Here is a 15,850-nt window from a genome sequence, read left to right on the forward strand (position 1 = left end):
AGGATGGGCGCATGGATTTTGATCTCGGGGGTGCGGTGTCGTTCGTGGCTACCCATGCGCGGGTGCTGGACCGGCGCCGGTTGCACTATCTGCTCGGTGAGGAGTCGCCGGAGGCGGTGGCCGGGGCGCTGGACGCCTATCGCAACGCCGATGGCGGTTACGGGTGGGCGCTCGAGCCGGATCTGCGGTCGGTGACGAGTCAGCCGGTGGCGGCGATGCACGCGCTGGAGGTGTTCGCCGAGGTCGGGGATGTCGGCGGGCGGGCGGTGCGGCTGGCCGACTGGCTCACTGCGTGTTCGCTGGCTGATGGTGGGGTGCCGTTCAGTCTGCCGTTCGCGGACACCGGGGGCAGTGCGCCGCATTGGACGGGCGCTGACGCGACGGTGTCGTCGTTGCAGATGACGACGCAGCTGGCGGGGCATGCGCACCGGGCCGGTCTGGCGGGGCATCCGTGGCTCACCGGGGCGACGGAGTACTGCCTGACCACCCTGGAGGCGATGACCGAGACACCGTCGGCGTACGAGTTGATGTTCTCGATGCGGTTTTTGGATGCGGTGGCCGGGGACGATCCGCGGGCGGCTGGGCTGTTGGACAGGTTTGCGGGGTTCGTCCGGTTGGACGGGCCTACGGAGGTGGCGGGCACTGATGGCGAGGTGCTGTATCCGCTGGATTTCACGCCGGAGCGGGGTGCGCCGTCGCGGGCGGTGTTCAGCGGGGATGCCGTCGAGGCTGATCTGCGGCGGCTGGCGGGTCAGCAGCAGCCGGACGGCGGGTGGGCTGTCAACTTCCCGGCCTACAGTGCGGCGGCGGCTGTGGAGTGGCGCGGGTACGCCACGGTGCAGGCCGTCACCGTGCTGCGGGTGCCGGCGTGATCGTACGGTGGGTGACCGGGTTCTTGGACACACCGTCACGGGTGGCGGAGCCGTTCTGGCTGGCGGTGACGGGGACGACGCTGTCGGCGCGGCGGGGGCCGGGTGGGGCGTTCGCGACGCTGCTGCCGGCGGAAGGGGATGCGTGCCTGCGGGTGCAGGTTGTCGGTGAGCCGCCGGCGCGGGCGCATCTGGATCTGCACGTCGACGATGTGGAGGAGGCGGCGTCGGTGGTGTGCGGGCTGGGGGCGGTGGTGACCCATGCCGAGGAGGGGCTGGTGGTGCTGCGGTCGCCGGCGGGGATCGCGTTCTGCCTGGTGTCGTGGCACGGGGAGCGGGAGTTGCCGAAGGCGGTGCGGTGGGAGGGGCCGCAGACCAGCCTGGTGGATCAGTTGTGCCTGGACATTCCGGCGGTGGCCTACCCGCGCGAGTCGGTGTTCTGGTCAGCGGTCACCGGGTGGGAGCGGCGGGAGTCGGATCTGCCGGAGTTCTCGTTCCTGGAGTCGCCGGCGCGGATGCCGCTGAGGTTGCTGCTACAGCGAATCGGGCCGGGGGTGGCGGGAGTGCATTTCGATTTTGCCTGTGACGACGTGGACGCTGAGGTCGAGCGGCATGTGGGGCTGGGGGCGGTGGTGGTGCGGCGGGTGCCCGGGGATTGGACGACGTTGCGGGATCCGGCGGGGCGGGAGTATTGCGTTACGGGGCGGTCGCCGTTCGGGCGGTGACTGGTCGGCTTCCTCTGGTCGGCTCCCTCTGCTTGGCTTCTTCCACTTGGCTTCCTCCGCTCGGCTTCTTCCGCTCGGGTTGTTCGCTTGATCGGCTTGTGAAGATCGATCGGCGCGTTGCGGGTTTTTGTCGGTGGGGGCTGGTAGAAAAGGGGCTCTCATACAAACGTTCGAAGGTGTGGTGTGGTGGGGATGACGGCGGCAGGCGTGGAGGCCCGCGGGCTGAGCACGGAGGAGCTGGAGCAGATCCGGGAGCAGGTCGCCGCTGGGCGTAAGCCGCGGGTGCAGTTCACCGACTCGGCGGGGCAGATCTCCGGGCAGATCGGGCAGGTGGTGACGCTCACCGACCCGGCGGAGTCCGACGAGTGGCTGGTGGTCAAGTTCGGGCGCGACGAGTTGCCCTTCTCCCCCGCTGACCTGCGGGTGGCTCCCAAGGGTGCGGCCGCGCGCAAGGTGGTGCCGCCTCCGGCCCCGGTCGAGCCCGAGCCGGTGCTGTCCGGGCCCGAGTTCCTGATCGACAAGCCGCTCCCGCCGAAACCCGCCGCGGCGCCCGTTCAGCGCAAGAGCGAGGATGACAGCAAGACCGCGCCGAGCAGAGAAGGTAACGACGTGACGGCACCGCGCAAGGCGGCGCGACCCGCGAAGACGAAACCGGGCCCGACGCTCACGGTCACCCTGGCCTATGGGGACGGCGAGTGGACGGTGGCTGCGAATCAGGGTGCGAAAGCGCTGGCCCGGCCCTATGTGATTCGCCCGGCTGAGGCGTTGCGGATGGTGCAGCTGGTGGATGTGCCGGGGGTGCAGGAGGCGGTCGAGCAGATCCTGACGGCTGAACGGTCTGAGGCTGAGCAGCAGGCGCAGCGGTTGCGGGCTGAGCTGGCCGAGATCGAGGCGCGGTTGGCTGAGCTGGGCGAGGCCAAGTAGCCGAGCCGGTGTGACCCGCGGCAGGTGCTCCGCGGGTCGGGGGCCCGCGGAGCAGCAAGCAGCGGAGACGGTGTGACCCGCGGGTCAGGTGGGCTCGCGGGTCAGGTGGGCTCGCGGGCCAGGTGGGCTCGCGGGTCGGGTCAGTGCGGCGGGTCAGTGGAAGTACTTGAGGCCTACGATGCCGACGATCACTAGTAGTAGGCAGATGATCCGGGGCAGGCTGGCGGATTCGCCGAGGGCGAACATGCCTACTAGGGCGGTGCCTACGGCGCCGATGCCTACCCATACGGCGTAACCGGTGCCTACCGGGATGGTGCGCAGGGCGTAGCCGAGGCCGGCCATGCTGAGGAGTAGAGCTACGCCGAAGACGGCGGTGGGCAGCGGGCGGGTGAAGCCGGAGCTGCGGTCGAGGGCGATTGCCCAGACGGTTTCGAGAATTCCGGAGACGACCAGTACCAGCCAGGCCATGACGATTCACCTCGCGGCGGTCGTCTTGTCAGGCCGGGTACGACACGCAACTCGTCCGGGGCTGCCGCGTGATGGCGGGGCCGTTCTCAGAGTAGCCAGCATGCGGCGGCGGTGGCAGCTGGTGGTGGCCGGTCTCACCAGGAGTAGGCGCACACGTTCGGCGTCCGTGCGTTTTTAGCCACGCCATGGGAGTGATCCGGGCACACGCAACCTCAATGTGTGCGCCTGTGCGGGCGGGCGGGAGCTCACCGTGTGCGCCTGGTGGCCTTGGCGGGCGCCGGGGGTCGTCTCGGGCGGGAGGGGACGCGTGAGGGCGCGTTCGTAGTGCGGGACTCGGCGGGGGTCAGAGGAGGCCGGCGTCGTGGGCGAGCATGGCTATCTGGGTGCGGTTGTTGAGGTCGAGTTTGGTGAAGATGTGGGTGATGTGGGCCTTCACGGTGGCGACGCTCATGGTGAGGGTGGTGGCTATCTGGGCGTTGGTGTGGCCGCGGGCTACCGCCAGGGCGACTTCGCGTTCGCGGGGGCTGAGGGTGGCCAGGGCTGAGCGGGCCTGGTCGTAGGTGCTGGAGCCGGCGGCTATGCGTTCCATCAGGCGGCGGGTCACCGCTGGGGAGAGGATCGGCTCGCCGGCGGCCACGGTGCGGATGGCGGCGGCTATGCGGTCCGGTGGGGTGTCCTTGAGGAGGAAGCCGCCGGCTCCGGCGCGCAGGGCTCGGGCCACGTGTTCGTCGGTGTCGAAGGTGGTCAGCATGATGACTTCGGGTGGGTGAGGGCGGCGGCGTACGCGCTGGGTGGCGGCTATGCCGTTGACGCGGGGCATGCGGATGTCCATGAGGATGACGTCGACGTGGTGTTTGTCGAGGGTGGCGGGGACCTCGTCGCCGTCGGCCAGGGTGGTGACCACGGTGATGCCGGCGGCGCCGTCGAGCATCATCGTGAGGCCGGCGCGGACCAGGGGGTCGTCGTCGACGATCACGACCCGTACCTCGGGCAGGTCGGGTGCGGGGGGTGGGGTCAGGTCCGCCATGGGAGCTCCGCGCGCAGGTGGAACTCGCCGTCGGTGGTGGTGTGGGTGAGGGTGCCGCCGGCGAGGGTTAGGCGTTCGGTGAGTCCGAGAAGGCCTAGGCCGGCGCCTGGCAGGGGGTCCGGCAGAGCGGGATTCAGGGCGGGATTCGGCGGGGTGGAGCTGGAGACGGCGGGATTCGGCGGGAGGGGGTCGTAGCCGCCGGCGGGTGGGAGGGGGTTGCGGACGTCTATGGAGAGGGTGGCGCCGGGGAGGCCGTCGAGGATGACGTGGACGGGACGGCCGGGGGCGTGTTTGCGGGCGTTGGTGAGTGCCTCCTGGACCACCCGGTAGGCGGTGCGGCCGGTTACCGGGGCTGCCTCGGCGGGCAGGCCGACCCGGTCGTCGAAGCCGACGCTGAGGCCGGCGTCGCGGGACTCGCGCATCAGGCGGGGCAGGTCGTCCAGAGAGGGACCGGGTGGTCCGTCGGGGTCGTCGGGGCCGGGACCGGAGGGTCCGCCGGGGTCGCCGTCGCCGGGGTTCTGGCGTAGCACGGTGATGACCTCTCGGAGTTCGGCGAGGGCCTGGTGTACGCCGGCGCGGATGACGCCGGCGGCCTCGGTGAGTTTCTCCGGTGGGGCGTCGGGGCGGTACTCCAGGGCGCCGGCGTAGACGGCGAGCAGGGAGAGCCGGTGGGCCAGGACGTCGTGCATCTCGCGGGCCATCCGGGTGCGTTCGGCGAGGCGGGCCTCGGCGACGCGGCGCTGCTGTTCGGCCTCGGCGCGGCGGGCGCGTTCGTGCAGGGAGTCGACCAGGGCCTGGCGGGCCTGGGCCCAGGTGCCCCAGCCGAGCAGGGCCGCGTACGCGAGGGCCATCAGCAGCAGCCACCAGCGGTAGGACAGGCCGGGGTTGGGGCGCCACAGGCCGAGTACGGCGTGGCCGGCGACCCCGGTGACGGCGGCCAGGACGGCCTGGCGCAGTGGGCGCTGCCGGGCGACGGTGAGGGCGGCGAAGGTGGCGGCGGGGGTGACCACGGGTGACAGGGCGGCCAGGGCGCTCAGGGCCAGGGCTCCGGGCAGTGGCCAGTACATCGAGACGGGTACGAGCAGGACGGCGGCCACGGCCAGGGTGATGTCGAGGTTGAGCAGGGTGTTGGTGCCGGCGCCGCTCCAGAGGGCCACGGCGGTCAGGGTGCCGATCGCGGCCGTGGACACCGCCACGACTGGGCGGGGAAGGGTTGCCGTTACCGGCATGGGGATCCTGCCTGCATGTGGATCAGGCTAGTGTCCGCGCTGCCGGGCGGGCCACCGACCAAAGTCGTAGCCGGTGGCGCCGGTGGATCGATGTGCGCTGCTGCCGCCGGCATCGAAGCTCAATGGCATGACCGACACGAGGAACGCCCCGGCACAGACCCGGACGATGACGATCAGGCAGTACCGGCTCGCGGTGACGGGAGCGGCGGTGGCCGCGGCCGAGGCCGCCTATCTGGTGATCCACTACGGCGCGGGGGTCGATCTGGCCCTTCACTCCGGTACGACCGTGGGTGCGGCGTCGGTGGCGGTGGCGGCACTGGTCGCCGCGCTGGCCGGCTGGGCGCTGCTGGCGGTGCTGGAGCGGTTCACCAAGCGGGCCCGGACGGTGTGGACCGTGGTGGCGGCGGTGGTTTACGGGCTGTCGCTGCTGGGGCCGGTGGACGCGGTGAGTACGAGCGCGGTGGTGGGGCTGGACATTCTGCACGCGGTGGTCGCCGTGGTGCTGATCGGTGCGCTCCCCCGCCCCTGCTTCCGCCGCTGAGCGGGCCGCCCGGCGGCTTGACCCGGCAGCTCCGCCCGGCGGTCGCCCCGCCGGGCACGGCCCGGCAGTGAGGTCGCGGTGTAGCTCGGTGACTGTGCGTGGGTCGTACAAGAAAGGTTGTTGGAAAGAGAGCGCCCGCCGATGGAGGCCGCTGCGGATCGCGTGGCATCATGGCCGCCTCATGGAGATGTCTTCCTGGCGGGCGCCGCTGCTGTGGCGGGTGCTGCTCGCCCTGTCGCGGATCGTCGTGTTCCCGTTGTGCCGGCTGCGGGTGTACGGCACCGTGCCCGCCCAGTTGCGTGGTGGCCCGGTGATCCTGGCGGCGAATCATGTCAGCCCGTTCGATCCGCTGGTGATGGTGGCGGCCTGCCACCAAGCCGGCCTGACGCCGCGGATCATGGCGACCGGTGGGGTGTTCGACGCGCCGGTGCTCGGTTCGATCATGCGGGCGTGTGGGCACATCCGGGTGGATCGCAACACCGTGCATGCGGCGAACGCGCTGGATGCCGCCGGTGCGGCGCTCGGGGAGAACGCGATGGTGCTGGTCTACCCGGAGGGGCGGATCGGGCTGGATCCGTGGATGTGGCCGGAGCGGGGCAAGACGGGTGTGGCCCGGATGGCCGACATCACGGGTGCGCCGGTGCTGCCGGTGGCGCAGTGGGGTGCGCACGCGATCCTGCCCTACGTGGCGCCACGGCGGATGATGCTGCCGCTGCTGCGGGCGCTGGTGCGCCGGCCGGTGGTGCGGGTGGGGTTCGGCAAGCCGGTGGATCTGGCGGGGGTGCACGGTTCGGCGGGTGCGCGGGCGGTGCAGGCCACCCGGCTGATCATGGAGGGGATCGACGAGGCTCTGGCGCCGCTGCGGGCCGGGGAGATGCGTATGCCGCATTTCGTGGATCGCAGCAGGCCGCGGGACATGTCGCGGGTGCGGCCCCGGGCCGGCGACTGATACCGGTCACGGCTGCAGGGTCTTCTCGAAGGCGAGCTGGTTGTAGATCGAGCCGCTGTAGTCGGCGATCGGCCGGTAGCCGCCGGCGGTGTAGAGGGCGATCGCCTCGGTCAGCGCCTGGTGGGTGCCCAGCCGCACGGTGGTGACGCCGTGGGCGGCGGCGTCGTCTTCGAGGGCGAGCAGCAGGCGCCGGCCCAGGCCGAGGCCGCGGGCGTGCGGGGCGACCCACAGGTGCCGGATCTCCGCGATCCCGGGTTCGAGGTGGGCCCACAGGCCGCAGCCGGCGGACTGGCCGTCCTCGGTGGCCAGCAGCTGGGTGCCGTCGACCCGGGCGGGTTCGGTGAGGGCGGCCGGGTCGTAGCCTTCCGGGAAGCGGGCGGCGAGTTCGGCGGCATACCGGGTGAGGCAGGCGCGGGCGGCCGGGTCGGCGGGCGGCACCGGGGTGATCGTGACGGTGGCCAGCCGCAGCAGCCGGCGGATCTGCGCCTGGGCGGTGAGCAGCTGGTCGCGCTGGGTTTCGGTGAGCCCGGCGAGCAGGTCGGCGATGCCGTCGCGGGAGCGGCGGTCCAGCTCGGCGCGCTCGGCGTGGCCGGTCTCGGTGAGTTCGGCGATGCGGACCCGGCCGTCGCCGGGGTGGGCGCGCACGGTGAGCAGCTGCTGGTCGGCGAGGGCGCGCAGCAGCCGGCTCAGGTAGCCGGAGTCCAGGCCGAGGCGTTCGCGCAGCTCCCGCACGTCGCAGCCGGCGCCGATCTCGAACAGCAGCCGGGCCTGGCCGAGGGGGCGCTGCTGGCCCAGGTAGTGGTCGGTGAGGATGCCCAGGCGCTGGGTGTAGTAGCGGTTGAAGTCGCGCACCCGTTCGATGTGGTCGGCCTGCATGTGCCGATGCTAGGCGATGTTCTCTGACCTGTGTCAGAGAATCTGCCGACGGCAGAGGTTCTAGGCCCGCGGTACGGGTGTCGGGCAGTGTCGGGGCATGCGGATTCTGGTTCTCGGAGGCAGTGGTTTCGTCGGCCGTACGCTCGCCGAGCAGGCGGTGGCCCGCGGTGACACGGTGACGGTGTTCAACCGGGGCCGGCGTGATCCGGTGCCCGGCGCGCACACCCTGCTCGGTGACCGCCTCGCCCCCGGCGGGCTGGCCGCGCTCGGCGGCGGCACCTGGGACGCGGTGGTGGACACGTGGTCCGCGGGCGCTGAGCCGATCGAGGCGGCGGCGCGGCTGCTCGCCGGGCGGGCCGGGCATTTCACGTACGTGTCGAGCCGGTCGGTCTACCGGTACGGGCAGCAGGCGCCGCTGACCGAGGAGGGGCTCCTCGCCGACCCCGCCGATCCGGGTTATGCCGGGGACAAGCTGCGCGGGGAGCAGGCGGCCGCCGCGTTCGGCGGTCCGCTGCTGCTGGCCCGGGCCGGGCTGATCCTCGGGCCGCACGAGGACGTCGGCCGGCTGCCGTGGTGGCTGCGCCGGCTGCGGCGTGGCGGCCCGGCCCTGGCGCCCGGGCCGCGTGAGCTGCCCCTGCAGTACGTGGACGCCCGCGACCTGGCCGGCTTCGTCCTGGACGCGGCGGCGGCCGGGCACACCGGCGCGTACAACGTCGTCAGCGAACCCGGCCACACCACGATGGGTGAGCTGCTGGAGACCGCCGCCGAGGTGACCGGCGGGCGTGCCGAGCTGCGCTGGGCCGAACCGGAGGTGATCCTCGGCGCCGGGATCGAGGCGTGGACCCAGCTGCCGGTGTGGCTGCCGCCGGGCCCGGAGCACGACTTCATGCACCGCGGTGACGTGTCGAAGGCGCTCGCGGCGGGGCTGCGCTGCCGGCCGGTGCGCGAGACCGTCGCCGACACCTGGGCGTGGCTGTCGGCGCTGGACGGGCCGGCGCCGCTGCGTACCGACCGGCCGCCGGTCGGGCTGGACCCGGAGGTGGAGGCCAAGGTCCTGGCCGGCTTGTGAGAGGCGGCGTGAACGCGCGCGGCCTCTGGTGGCAATACCTGGCATGAAGTTACGACTGGCCGGGGCGGCGGCCCCGGTGATGACCGCGTCGGACCCGCCCGGCGGGCCGCCGCCGCCCGGCGGATCGGGGTTGACCGGCGGATCGGGGTTGACCGGGCCTGACGCGGCGGCCCGGTTCGCTGCGATCTTCGACGAGCACGCCGGCGGGCTGTGGCGCTATCTGGCCCGGCAGGTGGAGGCGGTGCAGGCCGAGGATCTGGTGGCCGAGACGTTCCTGACGGCGTGGTCGGCGCGCGGCGACTACCGGCCGGAGCGGGGAACCGCGCGGGCGTGGCTGTACGGGATCGCGGTGAACCTGCTGCGCCGGCACCACCGTACGCAGGCGCAGCAGCAGCGCGTGTCGCAGCGGCTGTCGGGGCAGGCCCGGCCGGTGGACGGTGAGCAGGATCGGGTGGCGGAGCGGCTGGACGCCCGTACCCGCCTGGCCGGTCTGGCGGCCGCCCTCGCCGCGCTGCCCGGCGGGGACCGGGAGGTGCTGCTGCTGAGCAGCCTCGCCGGGCTCGACACGCGGGAGATCGCCGCCGCGCTCGGTATTCCGGAGGGCACCGTGCGGTCCCGGCTGCACCGGGTCCGCCGCGGGCTGCGGGCCGCGATCACGCCGGAGAACACGCCAGGAAGCACACCAGGAAGCACACCGGGAAGCACGCCGGGGAGCGAGAGATCAGGGGAAGCCGGATGATGACCGACGAGATCGATGTCGCTGTTCAGGAGCTTTATCCGGTGCCGCCGCGGGATCCGGTGCGGGATCCGGAGGCGCTGCGGCGGGTCCGCGCCCGGGTCCTGCGCGAGGTAGTCGGCGACAACGGGCTGGTGGCGGGCGGTGGAGGGCGGCGCAAGCTGCTCGCCGCGGCGGCGGTGTTCGCGCTGGCGGCTTCCGGGGCGGTGCTGGTCGCCCGGGACACCGCTGAACGGGACACCTCTGACCGGACCGCGATGGTCGAGGTGGCGCAGACGCTGTCCACCGCCGCGGACGCCCAGATCCGTACGGTCGACGAGCCCGTCCCGCCCGGAAAATACCGGTACATCGCCACGCACGCCGTGAACGTGGGCCTGGCCCCGCCGGCGGCCGTGCTCTTCGGCACCCGCGACGAGATGTGGGTTCCCGCCGACCCGGCCGGCGTCTGGTTCCAGCTGCGCACCGACACCGGCGAGCGCACCCGCCTGTCCGGAACCGACAGGCAGGTCGAGGACGCCGGCCTGGAAACCGTCCGGTCGCAGCCGGAGCGGCTCAGCGGCGCCTGCGGCGAGTTCCATCCCGGCCAGGGCGGCCGTTGCGGTGCGCAGGGCAACTGGCAGCAGCCCACCGGCATGTTCGTCGCGGCGCTGCCCCGTGACCCGGGCGCGTTGTTCGAGCGGTTGCGCGCCGACACCGAGGGCCACGGTCAAGATCCGGACCAGGAGGTGCTCGTGTACGCGGCGGACGCTCTGCGCAGCGGGATGCTCCCGGCGGTGGTGCGGGCGGCGCTGTACCGGGCGCTGGCGTACCTGCCCACTCTGGAGATCACCGAACGGCGGGCGACGCTGGACGGGCACACCGGCACCGCGCTGGGGATCAGCGCCGCCGGGCAGCGTAAGGAGATCGTCGTCGACCCGGTGACCGGGTCGTTCGTCGGCGAGCGGACCCGGCTGACCGAGGCGATGGACGGCATGGCCGCCGGCACGGTGATCGGCTCCAGCACGGTGCGCTACGCCGTGGTGGATCATCCGTGGGAACGCCCGGCGAGGTGATTCCGGCTAAACGCTTTTGACCGGTAACATGGGGATTTGTTACCGGTCAAACGGCGTTAGGTGGAAGCGTGGGTTTTCCGGCCCTGTACGGCGGGCTGACCTGCCTGGACTTCGCGAACACGGTCGAGGCGAGGGAGCTTGCGCACCGGGAGGAGCACCTGTTCGGCTATCCGGATCTGGTGCGCTGGGCGGCGTACGCCGACGTTCTTGATCGTGCCGGAACCCGCCACCTGGTCACCCTCGCCAAGGCCCGCCCGCAGGCCGCCGAGGCGTCGTTCACCGCCGCGATGCGGCTGCGCGGGGCGATCTACCGGGTCTGCGCCGGGGACGTGCCGCCGGCGGCGGCGGATCTCGCGTTCATCCAGCGGGGGTACGCCGGCGCAATGGCCGCCGCCACTCTGGCCCCCGGCAAACCCGGCCTGGCCCCCGGCGGGTACGGCTTGAGCCCTGGCAGGTCCGCCCTGGCCCCCGGGGCATCCGGTCACTCGTGGGCGCTCGCCACCGACCACCTCGACCGGGCCTGGTGGCCGGCTGCCACCTCCGCGATCGCCCTGCTCACCGGCGGCCCGCTGGACCGGGTCAAACGGTGCGCCGCCCGGGAACGGTGCACGGGGCTGTTCCTCGACACCAGCAAGAACCGCAGCCGGCGCTGGTGCAGCATGGACACCTGCGGCACCGACGCCAAGGTCACCCGGCAGACGGCCCGCCGCCACAGCCGGGGTTGAATGTGGCGGTGACCGTAATCGACGTCGCCGCCGCCCTGCCGGACATCACCGTGCTGCGCGACCGCTGCCGCGCCCTCGCCACCCTCGACGCGATCCTCAGCCCGGCGTGGGAGGACCGCTACTACTCGTTCGACGCGCACTGGGCACCGGGCCAGGAGCTGGCGTCGATGCGCAACGGCTCCGGCGACGAGTGGTCGATCGTGTTCTCGTCCGCCGGGGCGTATGTGCGGGGACTGGATCACGAGTCGCCGATGAGCCCGGCCGCCAACGGGGGGCGGGCGTGGCCGGGAGTGCTCGACGCGGTACCCGAGGTGTTCGCGGAGCTGGTCGCCGAGCCGGCGTTCAGCTGGGGTGCGACGGTGTGCCTGTGGCGGCAGGCCGGGGACGAGCGGTGGCATCACGGGCGGATCGAGTTCCCCGAGGACGAGGAACCGGACGGGGCTGACTGGCTGTTCGACATGCTCGTCGAGGGGACTCCGGAGGGGTACGTGGAGTTCGCCGAGGACTACTACGAGGAGCAGGTCGACGTGGCGGCGGTGCGGGAGGTGTTCGCGGGGCGGCCGCTGACGGCGGAGCTGATCCGCCGGCTCAACCCGGACCTGACGGCTGCCGATCTCGCTGAGGACCTGCGCGGGATCGGGTATCCGCTCTGATCGTGGCACTCGAGGGCTGCGGGCGTGGTGTCTCCGCCGAGGGTAGCGCTGACGCTCCGCCGCGCTGATGCTCCGGGGCGGCACCCGAGTGGCGGGGCGTCGGCCGGGCGGGAAGGGTGGCGGGGGAACCCGCGCGCAGCGGCCGCAAGGCGCGTCGCGGCCTTGACCCGGCATGGGTGGTCGCGTGGAGGAGCAGAGGAGAGCTCTGCGTCCAGCGTACGAAAAAAGAAGTAAGCGCGAGATCAGCACTCCCCCATTGCGCGGCGGGACCCCCCCCATTGCGCGGTGGGTCGTTTCAAACGCGCGGCAAATCCGATAAGTTCTCGTGTTCAGTGGCGGCCGTCACGCCCTGCGAAAACAGCACACAACAGCACGCCGTGAAATAGGGAGATCTCGTGGATGCGGATGTCATCGTTGTGGGGGCCGGGCTGGCCGGGTTGGCTGCCGCGCACGAGCTCACCGCCGCCGGCAAGAAGGTAGCGCTGCTCGACCAGGAGAACGCGGAGAACCTGGGCGGTCAGGCCTGGTGGTCGTTCGGCGGGCTGTTCTTCGTCGGCAGCCCCGAGCAGCGGCGGGCGCGGATCCGTGACGACGTGGAACTGGCGTGGGCGGACTGGCAGTCCAGCGCCGGCTTCGACCGCCTCGGCGACGAGGACAGCTGGGCGGTCCGCTGGGCCCGGGCGTATGTGGAATTCGCCGCCGGCGAGAAACGGGCCTGGCTCGAGTCGATGGGGATGGGCTGGCTGCCGTTCGCCGGCTGGGCCGAACGCGGTGACCTGCGCGCGGGCGGGCACGGCAACTCGGTGCCACGATTCCACATCACCTGGGGTACGGGCACCGGCGTGGTCGAGCCGTTCACGAACTCGGCGCTGGCGGCCCGGTCGGCGGGGCTGCTGCGATTCCACCACCGGCACCGGGTGGACGAGCTGATCGTCGAGGGCGGCACGGTGACCGGGGTCCGCGGCACCCTGCTGGCACCGGACGAGTCGGCACGCGGCGTGCCGTCGAACCGGACACCGGTCGGCGAGTTCGAGCTGCGGGCACAGGCGGTGATCGTCACGTCCGGCGGGATCGGTGCCAACCACGACCTGGTCCGGCAGTACTGGCCGCCGCGCCTGGGCACCGCACCGCGCACGATGGTGACCGGGGTGCCGGCGTACGTGGACGGGCGGATGCTCGGCATCGCCGAGACGGCCGGGGCGCGGCTGGTCAACCGGGACCGGATGTGGCACTACGTCGAAGGGGTCCGCAACTGGAACCCGGTGTGGCCCGGCCACGGCATCCGGATCCTGTCCGCGCCGTCCCCGATGTGGTTCGATGCGCTCGGCCGGCGGCTGCCCGCACCGTACTTCCCCAGCTACGACACCCTGGGCACGCTGCGCTACCTGCGGACCAACCCGGAGATCGCCGGGTACGACCATTCCTGGTTCCTGCTCTCCCAGCGGATGATCGAGAAGGAGTTCGCGCTGTCCGGGTCCGAACAGAACCCGGATCTGACCGCGAAGGACCGCCGGGCCTTCATGAAGGAGCGGCTGTTCGGCAAGGGCGCCCCGGCACCGGTCCAGGCGTTCAAGGACCACGGCCCGGACTTCGTGGTCGCCGACGGCCTGGAGGACCTGGTCGCCGGGATGAACAAACTGACCGAGCAACCCCTGCTGGACCCGGCGTGGATCCGCGCGCAGGTCGAGTCACGGGACCGGCAGATCGCCAACAAGGTCACCAAGGACGCCCAGATCCAGGGCATTCACAACTCGCGCCGCTACCTGGGTGACCGGATCGGCCGTACGTCGGTGCCGCACCGCATCCTCGACCCGGCGGCCGGTCCGCTGATCGGGGTGAAGCTGCACGTGCTGACCCGCAAGACGCTCGGCGGCATCCAGACCGACCTGGACTCCCGCGTCCTCGGCGCCGACGGGCAGCCGGTCGGCGGCCTGTACGCGGCCGGTGAGGTGGCCGGGTTCGGCGGGGGCGGGGTGCACGGGTACAACGCCCTGGAGGGGACGTTCCTGGGCGGGTGCCTGTTCTCCGGGCGCGCTGCCGGGCGGCACGTCGCCCGCACCCTCTGAGCAGGCGCGCCAGGCGCACACGATGACGTTGCGTGTGCGCCTGCACAGCCCAGGGCGTGGGTGAAGAACCCGCCGTTCAACTGGATTCGCCGGCGTCATTCCGTTGCGCGACGACGACGGCCCAGACGGCCACAGCCACGCCCGGACCCAGCGCGAGACCGAGACCGGCGTTGTCGAAGAACAACCCGACGATGAGGCCGAACGCAGAGCCAAATGCGATCCAGACCCCGAGATTTCCCCAGACCCCGAGACCTGCGGCGCCCGGGGGCGTGTTGTCGCTCGTCATCGCAGCACTCCCGGGACGCGGGCGGAAAGGCTGACGATCCGGCAGCCCACCACGAAGGATGCACAACCAACTTCCTCCACGAAAATATCACCTGACATCAAGGTTCCCGCGCCACCGTGCGGCCCCGCTGTGGCCTGGCTCGCCCCCGGCAACGCTGGCGCGGACGCCCCGGTCCGCTACCGCGACAATGGTGGAGTGCCGCACCAACCCGCCGACACCACGCCCCGCCGGCACACCGCCGACCCGGCGCAAACCCGCGACCAGCTCGCCGGCATCCGCCCCGACCTGCTGGAACGCTACGACGCGGCGCTACCCGGCGCCCGCGCCGCCATCATGTCCCGGCTCCGGCACGCCCTCGCACACGAACCCCTGCCCCACCCGCCGGGCACCGACCAGAGCGGCGAGGACCCGGTCGAACTCACCGCCCGCCTCTGGCCCGGCACCCGCCTGATCCCCGAAATCGCCAACAGCGTCGCCAACCTAGCCCTGGCCCGCGCCGCCGCCACCCCCGAACACCTGCCCGACCCGGCCGACCCCGCCGCCCTCGGCCACCTCGAGCAGATGCTCGTCGACGGGCACCCCCTGCACCCCTGCTGCCGCACCCGCACCGGCATGACCGTCGCCGACGTCCTCACCTACGCCCCCGAACACCGCCCCGTCATCCACCTGCGCCGGCTCCGGGTCCCCCCGGACCGCTGGTACGGCACCGCCGCCCCGATCCTGCTCGCCCACCCCTGGCAGGCTGCCCGCCTGCGCCACCGCTACCCCTGGCTCACCGACGACGGCCCCACCGGCCCGGTACGCCCCCTGATGTCCCTGCGCACCGTCGCACCGCTGGACGGCGGCCCGCACATCAAAACCGCCGTCGACATCCAGATGACCTCCGCCGTGCGCACCGTCTCCCCCGCCGCCGTCCACAACGGCCCCCGCCTGTCCGCCCTGCTCACGAAACTCACCGCCGACCTGCCCCTGGACGTGCTCACCGAGACCGAAGCCGGCGCCGTCATCACCGAACACGGCCCCGACCGGCACCTCGCCCACCTGATCCGCGCGGCACCCCACCTCGGACCGGGCGAGATCGCCGTACCCCTCGGAGTCCTGGCCACCTCACCGATCCTGATGACAACGGCAGGTCACCCGTACACCTTCGTGAAAGACCTCGGCAGAGTCCTGTTCGCGCCCCTGGCGCGCGTGCTGCACCGCGGCGTCGCGCTGGAGGCGCACGGCCAGAACACCCTCGTCGTGCTCGCCCACGGCCGCGCCGTCCGCAGCCTCTACCGCGACCTCGGCGGTGTCCGCGTGCACGCCGGCCGCCTCACAGCCGCCGGCCTCGACCCCCCGGACCTGCACGGCGACCTGCCCACCGGCGACGACACCGAACTGCGCACCAAACTCGCCGCCGCCGCCCTCGGCACCGTCGCCCAGCAACTGATCACCGCCCTCAGCGAGCACCACGGCACCGAACCCGAACGTCTCTGGCACCTGCTCGCCGCCGCCATCCGGGAAACCGCCACCCCGGACGTCACCCACCTGCTCACCGACCCGCTACCGGTCAAGGCCACCACCGCGATGCGGCTCGCCGCCGACCCGCTCACCGACATCTGGACACACCAGCCCAACCCCATGGCGGCGCAGTGAGCCACCCGCGGAAGGAC

General features: G+C 72.3%; 17 protein-coding genes and 1 riboswitch. Of the genes, 12 read left to right on the forward strand and 5 right to left on the reverse strand.

Annotated elements, in window-relative coordinates; all coding sequences use genetic code 11:
- Window positions 1-11: 11 nt before the first annotated feature.
- The 3 genes from ACFQV6_RS31155 to ACFQV6_RS31165 all read left to right on the forward strand — a co-directional run bounded on the left by ACFQV6_RS31155 (window position 12) and on the right by ACFQV6_RS31165 (window position 2,518).
- A complete protein-coding gene (locus ACFQV6_RS31155; RefSeq protein ID WP_378031203.1) occupies window positions 12-872 on the forward strand; it encodes a hypothetical protein in 861 nt (286 codons plus the stop codon).
- 11 nt (window positions 873-883) lie between these two features.
- On the forward strand, window positions 884-1,594 hold the full coding sequence (locus ACFQV6_RS31160) for a VOC family protein (protein ID WP_378031204.1): 711 nt from the start codon (window positions 884-886) through the stop codon (window positions 1,592-1,594).
- A 192-nt stretch (window positions 1,595-1,786) separates the two neighbouring features.
- Window positions 1,787-2,518 carry a hypothetical protein gene (locus ACFQV6_RS31165; RefSeq protein WP_378031237.1) on the forward strand — a complete coding sequence of 244 codons (732 nt, stop codon included), beginning with the start codon at window positions 1,787-1,789 and terminating at the stop codon, window positions 2,516-2,518.
- A 153-nt stretch (window positions 2,519-2,671) separates the two neighbouring features.
- On the opposite strand, the gene ACFQV6_RS31170 is transcribed toward ACFQV6_RS31165, so the two are convergent.
- The 3 genes from ACFQV6_RS31170 to ACFQV6_RS31180 form a co-directional block, all read right to left on the reverse strand.
- Window positions 2,672-2,986: a DMT family transporter gene (locus ACFQV6_RS31170; protein ID WP_378031205.1), complete on the reverse strand. Its 315-nt coding sequence runs from the start codon at window positions 2,984-2,986 to the stop codon at window positions 2,672-2,674.
- A gap of 13 nt (window positions 2,987-2,999) precedes the next feature.
- A riboswitch (guanidine-III (ykkC-III) riboswitch) is annotated at window positions 3,000-3,069 on the reverse strand.
- A 260-nt stretch (window positions 3,070-3,329) separates the two neighbouring features.
- Window positions 3,330-4,013 (reverse strand): response regulator, encoded by a 684-nt coding sequence (locus ACFQV6_RS31175; protein WP_378031206.1) that lies wholly within the window; start codon window positions 4,011-4,013, stop codon window positions 3,330-3,332.
- A complete protein-coding gene (locus tag ACFQV6_RS31180; RefSeq protein ID WP_378031207.1) occupies window positions 4,001-5,242 on the reverse strand; it encodes a histidine kinase in 1,242 nt (413 codons plus the stop codon). The genes ACFQV6_RS31175 and ACFQV6_RS31180 overlap by 13 nt, the downstream gene beginning before the upstream one ends.
- A 127-nt stretch (window positions 5,243-5,369) precedes the next feature.
- Between ACFQV6_RS31180 and ACFQV6_RS31185 the strand changes: the two genes are divergently transcribed.
- Window positions 5,370-5,783, forward strand: a complete 414-nt coding sequence (locus ACFQV6_RS31185; protein ID WP_378031208.1) for a DUF6069 family protein — start codon at window positions 5,370-5,372, stop codon at window positions 5,781-5,783.
- Window positions 5,784-5,964: 181 nt separating this feature from the next.
- A complete protein-coding gene (locus ACFQV6_RS31190) occupies window positions 5,965-6,732 on the forward strand; it encodes a lysophospholipid acyltransferase family protein (protein ID WP_378031209.1) in 768 nt (255 codons plus the stop codon).
- A gap of 6 nt (window positions 6,733-6,738) precedes the next feature.
- Here ACFQV6_RS31190 and ACFQV6_RS31195 read toward each other — a convergent pair whose 3' ends face one another.
- Entirely contained in the window at window positions 6,739-7,608 is an 870-nt protein-coding gene (locus ACFQV6_RS31195; RefSeq protein WP_378031210.1) for a GNAT family N-acetyltransferase, read from the reverse strand.
- Window positions 7,609-7,705: 97 nt separating this feature from the next.
- Between ACFQV6_RS31195 and ACFQV6_RS31200 the strand changes: the two genes are divergently transcribed.
- From ACFQV6_RS31200 to ACFQV6_RS31225, 6 genes are all read left to right on the forward strand, one after another.
- The gene (locus ACFQV6_RS31200; protein WP_378031211.1) at window positions 7,706-8,677 is read left to right on the forward strand and encodes an NAD-dependent epimerase/dehydratase family protein; all 972 of its coding nucleotides are present in this window, start codon (window positions 7,706-7,708) and stop codon (window positions 8,675-8,677) included.
- A 43-nt stretch (window positions 8,678-8,720) separates the two neighbouring features.
- Window positions 8,721-9,416 (forward strand): RNA polymerase sigma factor, encoded by a 696-nt coding sequence (locus ACFQV6_RS31205; protein WP_378031212.1) that lies wholly within the window; start codon window positions 8,721-8,723, stop codon window positions 9,414-9,416.
- Window positions 9,416-10,465: a CU044_5270 family protein gene (locus ACFQV6_RS31210; RefSeq protein ID WP_378031213.1), complete on the forward strand. Its 1,050-nt coding sequence runs from the start codon at window positions 9,416-9,418 to the stop codon at window positions 10,463-10,465. Before ACFQV6_RS31205 ends, ACFQV6_RS31210 begins: the two co-directional genes overlap by 1 nt.
- Before the next feature lie 68 nt (window positions 10,466-10,533).
- Window positions 10,534-11,190 (forward strand): CGNR zinc finger domain-containing protein, encoded by a 657-nt coding sequence (locus ACFQV6_RS31215; protein WP_378031214.1) that lies wholly within the window; start codon window positions 10,534-10,536, stop codon window positions 11,188-11,190.
- 2 nt (window positions 11,191-11,192) lie between these two features.
- Window positions 11,193-11,843, forward strand: coding sequence for a hypothetical protein (locus ACFQV6_RS31220; RefSeq protein ID WP_378031215.1), 651 nt, complete (start codon window positions 11,193-11,195; stop codon window positions 11,841-11,843).
- A gap of 395 nt (window positions 11,844-12,238) precedes the next feature.
- The gene (locus ACFQV6_RS31225) at window positions 12,239-13,909 is read left to right on the forward strand and encodes an FAD-binding dehydrogenase (protein ID WP_378031216.1); all 1,671 of its coding nucleotides are present in this window, start codon (window positions 12,239-12,241) and stop codon (window positions 13,907-13,909) included.
- Window positions 13,910-13,985: 76 nt separating this feature from the next.
- Here ACFQV6_RS31225 and ACFQV6_RS31230 read toward each other — a convergent pair whose 3' ends face one another.
- Window positions 13,986-14,195 carry a hypothetical protein gene (locus ACFQV6_RS31230; protein WP_378031217.1) on the reverse strand — a complete coding sequence of 70 codons (210 nt, stop codon included), beginning with the start codon at window positions 14,193-14,195 and terminating at the stop codon, window positions 13,986-13,988.
- A 195-nt stretch (window positions 14,196-14,390) separates the two neighbouring features.
- Here ACFQV6_RS31230 and ACFQV6_RS31235 point away from each other — a divergent pair, with 195 nt between their 5' ends.
- Entirely contained in the window at window positions 14,391-15,833 is a 1,443-nt protein-coding gene (locus tag ACFQV6_RS31235) for an IucA/IucC family protein (protein WP_378031218.1), read from the forward strand.
- The last annotated feature ends 17 nt before the right edge of the window (window positions 15,834-15,850 follow it).

This window comes from Actinoplanes sp. GCM10030250 (genome assembly GCF_042666575.1).
In the GTDB taxonomy this organism is placed as follows: Bacteria; Actinomycetota; Actinomycetes; order Mycobacteriales; family Micromonosporaceae; genus Actinoplanes.